The 11343-nt window shown below is 71.8% G+C and carries 9 protein-coding genes; 3 read left to right on the top strand and 6 right to left on the bottom strand.

Annotation, left to right across the window (positions count from 1 at the left end; all coding sequences use genetic code 11):
* Positions 1-19 precede the first annotated feature (19 nt).
* On the bottom strand, positions 20-1381 hold the full coding sequence (locus ACSRUE_RS30005) for a sugar transferase (protein ID WP_441286563.1): 1362 nt from the start codon (positions 1379-1381) through the stop codon (positions 20-22).
* A gap of 447 nt (positions 1382-1828) precedes the next feature.
* The gene (locus ACSRUE_RS30010; RefSeq protein WP_441286564.1) at positions 1829-3280 is read right to left on the bottom strand and encodes a hypothetical protein; all 1452 of its coding nucleotides are present in this window, start codon (positions 3278-3280) and stop codon (positions 1829-1831) included.
* A 326-nt stretch (positions 3281-3606) separates the two neighbouring features.
* On the opposite strand from ACSRUE_RS30010, the gene ACSRUE_RS30015 reads away from it, so the two are divergent.
* A complete protein-coding gene (locus ACSRUE_RS30015; protein WP_441286565.1) occupies positions 3607-4899 on the top strand; it encodes a glycosyltransferase family 4 protein in 1293 nt (430 codons plus the stop codon).
* Between the two features lie 164 nt (positions 4900-5063).
* Here ACSRUE_RS30015 and ACSRUE_RS30020 read toward each other — a convergent pair whose 3' ends face one another.
* Positions 5064-5672: a hypothetical protein gene (locus tag ACSRUE_RS30020; RefSeq protein WP_441286566.1), complete on the bottom strand. Its 609-nt coding sequence runs from the start codon at positions 5670-5672 to the stop codon at positions 5064-5066.
* A gap of 457 nt (positions 5673-6129) precedes the next feature.
* Here ACSRUE_RS30020 and ACSRUE_RS30025 point away from each other — a divergent pair, with 457 nt between their 5' ends.
* Positions 6130-8661: a hypothetical protein gene (locus ACSRUE_RS30025; protein WP_441286567.1), complete on the top strand. Its 2532-nt coding sequence runs from the start codon at positions 6130-6132 to the stop codon at positions 8659-8661.
* A 49-nt stretch (positions 8662-8710) separates the two neighbouring features.
* On the opposite strand, the gene ACSRUE_RS30030 is transcribed toward ACSRUE_RS30025, so the two are convergent.
* Positions 8711-9019 (bottom strand): YciI family protein, encoded by a 309-nt coding sequence (locus tag ACSRUE_RS30030; protein ID WP_437767668.1) that lies wholly within the window; start codon positions 9017-9019, stop codon positions 8711-8713.
* A 170-nt stretch (positions 9020-9189) separates the two neighbouring features.
* Between ACSRUE_RS30030 and ACSRUE_RS30035 the strand changes: the two genes are divergently transcribed.
* Positions 9190-10107: a hypothetical protein gene (locus ACSRUE_RS30035; RefSeq protein WP_437767669.1), complete on the top strand. Its 918-nt coding sequence runs from the start codon at positions 9190-9192 to the stop codon at positions 10105-10107.
* A 165-nt stretch (positions 10108-10272) separates the two neighbouring features.
* Here ACSRUE_RS30035 and gloA read toward each other — a convergent pair whose 3' ends face one another.
* Both gloA and greB read right to left on the bottom strand, forming a co-directional pair.
* The gene (gene gloA / locus ACSRUE_RS30040; RefSeq protein ID WP_441286568.1) at positions 10273-10668 is read right to left on the bottom strand and encodes a lactoylglutathione lyase; all 396 of its coding nucleotides are present in this window, start codon (positions 10666-10668) and stop codon (positions 10273-10275) included.
* A gap of 45 nt (positions 10669-10713) precedes the next feature.
* Positions 10714-11187, bottom strand: a complete 474-nt coding sequence (greB, locus tag ACSRUE_RS30045) for a transcription elongation factor GreB (protein ID WP_437767671.1) — start codon at positions 11185-11187, stop codon at positions 10714-10716.
* Between the last annotated feature and the right edge of the window lie 156 nt (positions 11188-11343).

The following is an 11343-nucleotide window of genomic DNA, read 5'->3' on the forward strand; positions in this document are numbered from 1 at the left end:
GGAGCGGCGGCCGGACGATTCACCGTGCGCCGATGCGCCAGAGCACGACCTTCACGGTGTCGATGAGGATGGATATATCGAACCAGAGCGAGAAGCTCTTCATATAATAGAGATCATACTGGAGCTTCTCCAGCGCGTCCTCGGCGGACGCGCCGTAACGGCAGCGCACCTGTGCGTGCCCCGTCACTCCCGGCTTCACGAAGAGCCGCTGCCGGAAGAAGGGGATTTGTTTCTCCAGAGCGTCGATGAACTCGGGGCGCTCGGGCCGCGGCCCCACCATGCTCATCTCGCCGACGAGCACATTCCAGAGCTGCGGCAGCTCGTCGAGCCGCGTCTTCCGGATGAACCGCCCGACGCGGGTCACGCGCGGATCGTTCTCCGTCGCCCACGCCGCCCCGTCCTTCTCGGCGTCGGTCCTCATCGAGCGGAACTTGTGGATCCTGAACGGCTTCCCGAGAGCGCCTGTCCGGATCTGCGAATAGAGCGCCGGCCCCCTGGAGTCGAGCTTCACGAGGGCGGCCGTGAGCGCCATCAGCGGAAGCGCGAGGACGAGCCCGGCGGTCGCGCACGCGACGTCGAAGATCCGCTTCGCGATCAGCGTCCGCCGCCGCACGCTGAACCCGTGAGAGAAGATGATCTGGCTCGGCTTCAGCTCGCGCACGCAGATCTTGCCGGTCACCCGCTCGTAGAAATCCATGCCCTCCTCGATCTCGACGCCGCGGAGCTTCAGATCGAGCAACTCTTCCAGGGGGAAGGCGGCGCGGCGATCGGACGTCGCCACGATCACCACCGCGACGCCGCGCTGCTCGACGAGGCGGCGGAGGTCACGGTACCTCCCCGCGATCTCGGGCTCGTCGATCGGCTCCTCGTCTCGGACGAGCCGGCCGGCGAGGCGCAGCCCGAGGACCTGTCCATCCTTCCGGATGAGGGCCGCGCACGAGCGGGCGAGCTCGCCAGAGCCCAGCACGACCGCGCGCTTCGAGAAGCTCTCGCTCCTCATCACCCGATCACACGCCGCGCGCCACGCCGGGAGCACGAGCGCCGCCGCCCCGAGCGACGTCAGGATCACCCGGTCGCTGATCTCCGCGTCCGGCACGAGCCAGAACGCGAGCCACAGCACCGCCGCCGCCAGGCCGAGCGCCCGGAACGTCGTCAGGACCAGCGCCCGTGCCCTGGGAGGCTCAGGCCCGTAGAGGCCGTGATAATAGAGCGACGCCAGCGCCACCAACGAGATGCTCGCTGTACGTCCGAAGCGCTCCCCATCGAGCGTGTGCTCCCAGCCCACGAGCACGCCCGGCGCGCAGCACACCAGGAGCGAGAGCAGGCTGGCCTCGACAAACCACACCATCGCCCGGCGCGGCGACCGGAACAGCTCCAGCATCGTTCCTCCACTCGTCGGCCCCGGGCGGTCGCACATCACGGCGCGTCGCCTCTGACGGGGCACCTACGGTTGTAGTTGGACCTACACTAGAGCAGACCGGGGCAGATCGCCAGATGCCTCCGACGAATCTCATTTCATGACGGCGGACTGAGCCGCCGCGCGCGAGGCCGGGCGCGGCGAATTTGGCGCTTTCGCGGCCAGGTTGCGCCGATGACGTGCGGGCTGTCGTGGGGAGTCGCGGCGCGAGAACGCCGTCGACGGATTGCCTACGTCGAGTCCTTAGCGTCACGCGGACCGCGGCTGAGCCGCCACGCGCCACGCGCCACGCGCCATGCCCGCTGCGTGCCGCCCGGTGCACGGTCGTCTCGCCGGCTCTCCGGCGGCTGAGCCGTCGCGCGGGTGGACGCGCCGCCCCCTGCGGGGGAGCGATTGGCGTGTCGAGGGGGCTTATCGCGCGTCGCGCGTCGCGCGCGGGCCGGCTTGCGCGGCGCGCGCGGGCGGGGCCTCGCCGGACGTGTCGCCGCCGCCGTCGGGCTCGCGGCCTGGCTCGGGCGCCTGCCAGCGGCCGGAGGGCATCCCCTGGATCATCGCGCCGCGGCGCTCGTCGTCCCATGCGCCGTCGGGATCGCGGCGGAGCGTCCGGTGTCGATCCGTCGATAGCGTCCCCGAGATCCCGGCGCTGAAGATGCTCCTCAGCGAGCCGCCGGCCTCGCCTGCGCTCGGCGCCGGATCGAGCGCGGCGCGCGTGTACTCCAGATCGACGCCGCCGCTCAGCGCGAGCCCGCGCCAGAGGGGATAGGAGATCTCCGCGCCCGCGAGCGCGGTGGTGGTGGACAGCGACCCTTCCCTGGAGGGCGCCGCCGCGCCGGGGGTGAGGTGGAGCGGCGGATTGGCGGCGACGGGGGCGCTGCCGGTCGAGAAGCGGGCGACCCCGGTCACGAGGAGGTCGCGGGTCGCGCCGCCCCGGGCGGGCCGAAAGCTCGCTTCGAGGGACGCCTCGTGCTCGTGTCCGAATCCGATCCTCGGCCCGAGCGACGTGTAGGCATAGGCATAACCCGCTGTCAGCCGATAGCGCTGCTCCACGTAGGTGAGCCCGAGCCGCGCCGCCGGCGCGATCACCGCGTCGCGCGACGACAGCACGGGCGGCGGGCTCGCGACGGTCACGCCGCCGGCGACCCGCGTCGAGACGTTCCGCGTGAGCTCGTGAGACTCGGAGAGGAGCGCGGCGCCGGCGTGGACGCGGGCCGCGCCGCGCGTGAGATCGGTGTCGAGCAGCGCGTGATGGTACTGGGTGACCTCGTACCGGAGCTCGGGCGTCAGCGTGTCCAGCGCGCCGAGGTCGAACGAGGTGCTCACCTCGGCGCGCCCCGTGTGCGCGTCGATCCCGACCGCGGCAGGGTCGTCGGCCGAGAGCGCGCCCGCCTGCTCGTAGCCGACGCCGACGCGCACCGAGGAGCGCCGCGACGCCGTGATGGAGAGGGCCGGCGCGGCGGAGAGCGTGTATTGCAGGCGATCGCCGGACACGAACGGATCGCGCGCGGCGAGCGCGTCGTCGGCGCGCACGCCGAGGCGCGTCGCGAGGTAGCCGGCCGCGGCCATGGAGAGATCCGCGAGCGGCGAGAGCGCCCAGCCCGCTCCCCCGCCGAGCCGCGCCGAGGCGCTGTCGGAGGGCGTGAGTCGAGCCGAGTCGAGCGAGACCTGAAATACCCGCTCGTAGCTTCCATCGACGCTCAGTCCATAACGAGACACCTCGCCCCGGAGAGAGCCCTCGAGCGAGCCCACGACGCCAGCCATCAGCGCTCCCGAGCCCACGTCCCCGACGTTCGACGCCACGCTCTGCTCCACCGCCGCCCGCGCCGTCACGTCGGAGTCCCACATCGGCAAGACGAACGAGAACACGCGCCCCCTCGCTGTCGAGCGGCAGGCCCCGCGGCACGGAGCGACCCGAATCGGCCGCCCTCCCCTCCCCGGCAGCACGCCCGGCGCCCGGAGCGTCCCACGTTCGGAGATGTTTGCAACATTACAAATCTGGCCTCGGCGTGCGTGTGCCACCGCGCGCCGCGCGAGGGGCTGCGCGGCGCCGCCGGGGACGCTCCGGAGAGCGGGCCAGGCCGTGCAAGGCGCGCGCTCGCGGTGTGGACGTGCGCCGACAGGGCAGGACGTACCCCGGAGTCCATCGCTGCCCCGCTGAGGGCGGACCCATGGAATGTAACAAATGTTACACCATGAAGGCTGGCGTGGACGTGGGCATGAACGAGGCGGGCTGGCCGAGGCCGCCGCGCGTCCTCTGGGTGACGCGCATCTTTCCGAACCGGGTCGAGCCGCTGTCGTGCGCGTTCCAGCGGCAGCAGCTCGCGGCGCTGTCGCGCCGGTGCGCGGTGGAGGTCCTCGCGGCGATCCCGTACCACCCGGGCGTATCGCTCCTGGGCGATCGCACACGCCCGGGCCGGCTGGTGGCGGTGCCCGCGCGCGACGAGATCGACGGCGTCCCGGTGGTCCACGCGCGCGCGCCGTACCTCCCCGGGGCGGGCCGGGTGCTGGCGCCCGTGAACGCGCCGCTCTACCTGGCGGGGCTCCTGCCCTACGTCCCGCGGCTGCGGGGGCGGTTCGACGTCGTGCTGGGGGCGTGGCTCTACCCCGACGCCTGCGCCGCGGCGCTGCTCGCCCGGATGCTCGGCCTCCCGTACGCGGTGAAGGCCCACGGCACGGACGTGAACGTCGTGGCGCGCTGGCGCTCGGTGCGGCCGCTCGTCGGCAGCGCGCTCCGGTCCGCCGCATGCGTCATCGGCGTGAGCCGGCCGATGGTCGAGGCGCTCGTGGCGCTCGGCGCGCCGAAGGAGCGCGCGGTCCTCGTCCGCAACGGGGTCGACCGCGCGCTCTTCCGCCCTGCCGACCGGCGCGCCGCCCGGCGCGAGCTCGGGCTCCCGGCGCGCGGGCGCATCGTCACCTTCGTCGGGCACGTCAGCCGGGAGAAAGGGATCCACGAGCTGCTGCGCGCGTTCGAGGCGCTCGGACGGGACGGCGGCGACGGAAGCGAGCCTGTCCATCTCGTGATCGTCGGCGACGGTCCGGAGCGGGCTGCGGTCGAGCAGGCCGCCGCGCGGCGCGATCGCGAGCCCGCCGATCTGAGCGACGGGCGCGGCCGGATCATCGCTGTCGGAGCGAGGCCGCTCTCCGCGGTTGCCCGCCACCTCGCCGCGACGGATCTTCTGGCCCTTCCGAGCTGGGCGGAAGGAACGCCGAACGTGGTGCTCGAGGCGCTCGCGGCTGCGCGTCCAGTGGTGGCCACGCGCGTCGGGGGCATCCCGGATGTGGTGACGCCGGGGCGCACCGGCCTTCTCGTCCCGTCGCGCGACGCCGGGGCGCTCGGCCGGGCGCTCCGCGAGGCGCTCGCGCGCGCCTGGGACGAGGACGCGTTCGCCGAGGCGGCGCCGCCGTCGTGGGAGGAGAGCGCCGAGGCGCTGCAGCGGCTGCTCGCGCGGGCGGCGTTCGGGGACGACGGGCGGGCCGCCGCCTAACTCTATTGCGGGAAGTTGCTCCAGATCAGCAGAAAAACCGCCAAGCCCCCAGGGACGCCAAGGGGAGAGGGGGCCGTCCGGGCATCCCCCCTATCCCCTTGGCGCCCTTGGCGGCTTGGCGGTTCGCTTCCCCGGCCGACTTCCCGCGGTAGAGCAGGGGTGGATCACCACGAGATCGACCAGGTGCAGCGCGGCGCCCCGCGGTGCCTGCAGGCCGTATGCTCGACCGCGCTGCGCCGGCTGCCGAGGAGCGCGAGGCCCGCCTCGACCCAGCCCGAGATGCCATGGCTGCACATGTAGAGCGGCAGGCCGCCGCCCGAGAGCGTGGCCCTCCCCGCGGCGTCGCCGGTGGCCGTCACGCTGAAGTCGCCGTACTTGAAGTAGGTCTTGTACATGAGGCCGAAGCGCTTGAAGAGCACCGACGGCGAGCCCACCACCGCCATCGTCTTGTAGGTCGTCGTCAGGTCCTTCCGGGCGATCTCCGCGCCGAAGAAGCGCATCTTCTCCATCCTGCCGCCGAAGAGCCCGTGCAGGAGCGCGCAGTCGATCTCGAGGAGCGGCGCCATGTCGTGCCAGGCCAGAGGCATCGGCGGATCGTCGAGGTAGCGGGCCGCCTGCGGCGAGAGCTGACGGCTCAGATCCGCCACGGCCCGCTCGCCATAGCGCTGCCGCAGGGCCTCGGCGCGGGAGCCGAGCAGGGTGCCCTTCACGAGATTCCCCTCGCGGAGGACCCGAGGATCGCCAAGGAACTGGGAGGAGTCTGGCGTCGGCATGCTGCAGCGCGCTCCTGTCTTCGTCCAGTATAGCGACAGATCCACGCGGAGGTGCGGCGGATTCGCGTCATGTGCCCTCGAGCCTCGATGCGCGTGTCCTCCGAGGTTCCGAGGTGTCCGAGTCTTCCGGGGCCGCGGACGGGCGCGCAGGCGAGGGCTCACTCCGCTCGGTATTTCGATTGCCCTCGCTATTTCGACGTCGCCGCCGTCCTGCCCCGCGAAGCGCGAGCGTCACCTCGGCCGCGATGACGTCGCCTTACCAGGTGAATGGTATGCAGTATCACCACCGGCGCGACGTGCATGGCGTCGTCGATGTTGGTCATGTGACACGGACGCACACTGCTCATTCCTCGTGACGCGCGGCGCGCACGCAAATACTCGGCACGACGCGTGCTGTTCAGCGTGGGTCAACGCTGGCCGGCGCGGCTGTTCGCGCCCAGCGATACCGGGAACCAGCATGCGACCGATTCACCACATCCTCACCGCAGCGGTGCTCTCTCTGGGCCTTGTCGGGGCGCCGGGGCGCGCCGCCGCGCAGCCCGTCACCGGTCACCCGCGACTCTGGCTCACGAACGAACACCTCCCGAGGCTGCGCGGGTGGGCCGCGGACAGCCGAAACCGCATGTACAGGGAAGCCATGTTGCCCGCGCTCCGGGGTGCGATCGCAGCTTACGAAGGCCGGTTCTACCCGAATGGGCGGCCGAACCCGACGTGGCCGGACGGCGGCACCAACGCCTACGAGCAGTATCCGACCGAGGCGTATGCCGAGTTTTTCGCATTCATGTCGCTCATCGATGCCGACGCCGCGGCCCGCCCCACCCACGCCGTCAGGGCGCGCAACCTCTTGATGGTCGCCATCGAGGAGGCGAGCAAGGGGAGAGCCGACGGCCAGCCCTTCCGCCGCCCGGGGTTCGCGACCGGCGATCGCTCGCGCTGGTGGGGTGAAGGGTTCCCGCTGACGGTCGATTGGATCTACAACGCGACCGACAGCGGCGGCCGTCCGGTGCTCTCCGCCGGCGACAAGGCCAAGATCCGGCAGGTCTTTCTCAGGTGGATTGACGACAACCTCCACGCCTCGACGGCGGGCAACGAGCACCCCCACCCCGTCGGCGTCATGAACGATCCGGCGCTGCTCCGCGATCCGCTCCAGCTCAGGTGGGCTGCGAACAACTACTATCTCGGCCATCTGCGCAATGTCACGCTGATGTCGCTCTCGATGGACGACGCGGACGACCCTCCGCTCGATCCGAGCGCGCCGGCGGGGACGCTCGGCAACACGCTGCGCAGCTATCGCGCGGACGCGACGGGCGCGTGGCTCTACCAGGCCTTCGCCATCTTCGAGGCCTCCGAGACCGCGGCCAAGCAGCTCGGGGTCCCTTCCGACGGGCTCGGCGTGGCCAGCGGCGGCCTGCCCGTGGAGGGCTTCCTCTACGGCAGCGGCGGCGTCGCGACCCTCCACCAGGCGCTGCTGGGGCTCTATACGGCCGGCTACGGCACCCAGGCCCAGTCAGGACCTCAGATCGGGCTGCTGCGCAGCGGAACCTGGGACCGCTTCACGGACGGGTTCCTGCACTCGATCGCGCCGGGCCCGGTCACGTACCCGTCGAGGAGCGACCTCGGGCCGGTCTACGAGATGGCGAACTACGGCGACACGCTGCAGATCTGGGTCGAGCCGCGCTTCGCCGAGCTGTTCGGCTCGCTCGGCGTCTTCGACCAGCTCACGGGCAACACCGCGCGCTTGCAGAGGTCGCGCTGGATCGTGGCCAACACGATCGCGGGCGGCGCGCCCGAGCTCTACGCGCGCACGTCGAAGATCTGGGGCTCACCCGCCCCGAGCCGGGCGATCCTGAGCTTCATGCTCTTCGACCCGGCCGCGCCGCTCCCGGCGGATCCGCGCCCGGCGATGCCCACCGCCTTCTTCGAGCGGGCGCAGGGGCGCGGCTCCCTCCGCGCGCGCTCGGACTGGACGGCGGGCGCGACGTGGTTCACCTGGCGGTGCGGCTGGGTCACCATCAACCACCAGATCGGCGACTGCAATCAGATCGAGCTCTACCGGAAGGGAGAGTGGCTGACGAAGGAGCACACGAGTTACTCGAACAACCTGATCGGCGCCACGACCGACTACCACAACACCCTCTCCCTGCAGAACGACAAGCCGTCGAACATGCGCTGGTTCGAGAAGGAGATCGTCGCGCGAGGCGGCCAGTGGCGCGAGGGGCGCGCCGCCGGCGATCCGAAAACGCGCATGACCCGGGGCGCCGGCTACGTGTTCGCCGAGGGGATCGCGACGGATCTGTACAACACCCGCGAGAACGTCTGGACGCCCACGGACGCCGCCCGCGACATCGTCCATGCGAGCCGGTCGGTCGTCTGGCTGCAGCCGGATCACGTGGTCGTCTACGACCGCGCGACGTCGCGCACCGCCGGCCGGTTCAAGCGGTTCAACCTGATGACCACGTCGGCGCCGCGGATCGCCGACCGGACGGCCAGCGCCGTGACCCCGCGGGGGCAGACGCTGTTCATCCAGAGCCTCTTGCCGCGGAGCGCCCGCATGACGGCCGTGCCGGTCGAGAACGTCGACAAGCCGGCGGCGATGGAGCCGACGACCCACCGCCTCGTCGTGGAGGATCAGACCGCTCCGACGGACGTCCGCTTCCTGCACGTGCTGCAAGGCGCGGACGCGGGCGCGGCGATGGATGCGGCGACGCGGATCGACAGCGCGCAGGGCTCCGGCTTCGACGGCGCGCTCGTGGCAGGCACGGTCGTCCTCTTCCGCTCGGATCTGCGCTCGGAACCGCGACCGAGCTCGGGGCCGCTGACCTATCAGGTGCCTCGGGCGACGCGCAGGCACGTGATCACCGGCCTCCTGCCGAAGGCCGGCTACGACGTGGCCGTCGTCTCCCGGGAGCCGGAGCTCAAGGTGCGCATCACGCCGGGCGGGCGCTACGCGACGGACGACTCGGGCGTGCTCTCGTTCGACACGCCGTAGCGCGCGGCGCGCGGTCGGCGCCGGTGCGATGAACGGCGCGGCGCTCCCTTCAGGGCTTCGGGGCGAACACCCGGTCGAGCTCCTCCTTTCCGAACACCGGCGCCCAGGGCAGGAGCTCGTACTGCGCCAGCCCCTTCTCCGTGAAGGGATCGCCGTCCCGGATCCGATCCAGCGTCGCCCCGGCCGCCTCGTCGGGCACCCGGAGCAGGAGCGCCCCGCCGTGGCGGGGATCGAGCGGCCCTGACACGAGCACGAGTCCCTGCTCGATGAGCCCCTTCAGATAGGCGCGGTGGGCGTCGACGGCCGGGAGCACCTCGTCGAGCGGTCGCCTGTAACGAATGATCGCAATCGCGTACATGATGTCGTGAGTCCTCGCGCCGCAATCTACCAGAGCACAGCGCGCCCGGTCGGAGAGTCTGTTCGCGCCAGGGCGCCCTCCGGCCGAGCCTCCGGCGGCAATCGCGCGGTCCCCCTTTCCCTTCGCGCTCCCGTCTGGCAGTGTGCGCGCCCTCCGCTGGAGACACCTGTATGGCGAGACCCCCGAAAGCAGCACCTGCTCCCGTCCTCCCGTCCTCGCCGGCCGCCGCGCTCGCGGCGTACGGCCGCGTTGAGCCGAAGCTCCTCGAGCTCGGCCCCGACGATCTCGTGACCGTCTACGTCGAGGTCCCCAGGGCCGTGAGCTCCGTGCTCTCCGCCCTGCCCCACCTGCGCGAGCTCCGCGACGAGATCGTCCGGGATCTCCCGAACCATCCGATCGCGATGCTGGACGAGCTCGAGGACTACGCCCTCGCGGCCTGGTACGCCGATCTTCTCTACAGCACGCCCGCGAGCGAGCTCGACGCGAAGAAGCTCACCGAAGAAGCCGGCACGCTGCGCGAGGGGCTCCTCGTCGCGGCCGAGGCGCTCGGTTACAGGAACCTGCTCGACAAGCAGCGCGTCGCCGACATCCGCAAGGGCAAGGGGCACGCGGATCTCGCGAGCGATCTCATCGCCCTGGCCGAGCTCTTCCGCGGCTCCTGGGACAAGGTCCGCGCCAAGACGGCGGTCGAGGACGAGGAGCTCGAGCGCGCCGCGGATCTCGGCGTGCGCCTCCTCGCCGCGCTCGCCGCGAAGCCCGGCAAGGGCTCGTCCGCGGCGCCGAAGATCACCGACGCCGGCGATCGCCGCGCCCGCGCGATCTCGCTGGTCGCGAAGGCGTACGAGGAGTGCCGCCGCGCCGTCGCGTACCTGCGCTGGCACGAGGGCGGCGACGGCGACCTCGCCCCGTCGCTGCTGCAGAAGCCGCGCGGCCGGCGTCCGAACGCCGAGAAGGCCGCGGCGGCCGCGAGCAGCGCCTCGTCCGAGGCGCCCGCCAAGGCGCCCGACGAGGAGGTGTCCGCGGCAGAGGGCGGCGAGCTCTCGTCCCCCGAGCCGGCGAACGACGCCGCGCCGGTCGTGGGCGCCTGATCTCCCGCGCCTCGCGGGCTTGAAGCGAGCGCGCGGGCGAGCGCGCAGCAGAGACGAGGCGCGGGCAGCGCGGAGGCTCCTCTGGGCCTCCGGCTGCCACGCGCCCTCCCCTGCCTCGGCGCGCCTCGCCGACCTCGATCTGCCGGCCTCGAGTCCCGGCTCCGGCTACCGGCTCCGGCTCGACTCCTCGATGAGCTCGACCTTGTAGCCGTCCGGATCCTCGACGAACGCGATCACGGTCTTGCCGTGCTTCATCGGGCCTGGCTCGCGCGTGATCTTCCCGCCCGCCGCCCGGATGCGGTCGCAGGCCCCGCGGATGTCCTCGACCCCGAGCGCGATGTGCCCGTACGCCGTGCCGAGCTCGTACTTGTCCACGCCCCAGTTGTGCGTGAGCTCGATCTCGGCGTGCTCGGGGTTCTTCCCGTAGCCGAGGAAGCAGAGCGTGAACTTGCCCTCCGGGTAGTCCTGCCGCGACAGGAGCTGCATCCCGAGCACGTCCCTGTAGAAGCCGATCGAGCGCTCGAGATCGCCGACCCGAAGCATCGTGTGCAAGATCCTCATGCCGATTCCCGTCTCCTTCCTCCGGCCCTGGCGCCCGCGCGGCGCTCAGCCGTAACGCACCGAGATGAGCTCCATCTCCGCCTCGCCCGCCGGGCGGCGGACCGTGATCACGTCCCCCGCGCGCCTGCCGAGGAGCGACCGGCCGACCGGAGAGCGCCAGCTGATGCGCCCTGCCGCGCTGTCGATCTCGTCCTCGCCCACGATCTGGTACGTGCGGCGCGCGCCGTCCTCGTCCTCGATCTCGACCGTCGCGCCGAAGAAGACCTTGTCGCCGCGCTGCTCGGACGGATCGACCACGACGGCCTTCTCCAGCCGCTTCGTCAGGTAGTGCATCCGCCGGTCGATCTCGCGCAGCTTCTTCTTGCCGTAGATGTACTCGGCGTTCTCGGAGCGGTCGCCCTGCGCCGCCGCGTCGGCGACCTCCTGGACGATGCGAGGCCGCTCCACGGAGCGGAGCCGCGCGAGCTCTTCGGACAGCCTCCTCGCCCCGCTGGGCGTGATGTAAGCCGGGTCGGACATGGTCGATCGCGGGCGAGCCTACGCCGCGCCGCTCGCCAGTTCAACGCCGTGGATCCCGGCGCGGGGGCCCCGCCGAGGACCCGCCTCGGATGCCCCGATCTTCATGGATCTCCACGAGATTCTCCACATGTTGCGGACGGCTGTTGACGCGCCGCG

Source organism: Sorangium sp. KYC3313 (assembly GCF_052075895.1).
Classification (GTDB): Bacteria; Myxococcota_A; Polyangia; order Polyangiales; family Polyangiaceae; genus Sorangium; species Sorangium cellulosum_B.

Bases quoted from the DNA above. Each gene is read 5' to 3' on its own strand.
- ACSRUE_RS30005 (WP_441286563.1), bottom strand. From the start codon at position 1,381: ATGCTGGAGCTGTTCCGGTCGCCGCGCCGGGCGATGGTGTGGTTTGTC.
- ACSRUE_RS30015 (WP_441286565.1), top strand. From the start codon at position 3,607: ATGAAGGCTGGCGTGGACGTGGGCATGAACGAGGCGGGCTGGCCGAGG.
- ACSRUE_RS30020 (WP_441286566.1), bottom strand. From the start codon at position 5,672: ATGCCGACGCCAGACTCCTCCCAGTTCCTTGGCGATCCTCGGGTCCTC.
- ACSRUE_RS30025 (WP_441286567.1), top strand. From the start codon at position 6,130: ATGCGACCGATTCACCACATCCTCACCGCAGCGGTGCTCTCTCTGGGC.
- ACSRUE_RS30030 (WP_437767668.1), bottom strand. From the start codon at position 9,019: ATGTACGCGATTGCGATCATTCGTTACAGGCGACCGCTCGACGAGGTG.
- ACSRUE_RS30035 (WP_437767669.1), top strand. From the start codon at position 9,190: ATGGCGAGACCCCCGAAAGCAGCACCTGCTCCCGTCCTCCCGTCCTCG.
- gloA (WP_441286568.1), bottom strand. From the start codon at position 10,668: ATGAGGATCTTGCACACGATGCTTCGGGTCGGCGATCTCGAGCGCTCG.
- greB (WP_437767671.1), bottom strand. From the start codon at position 11,187: ATGTCCGACCCGGCTTACATCACGCCCAGCGGGGCGAGGAGGCTGTCC.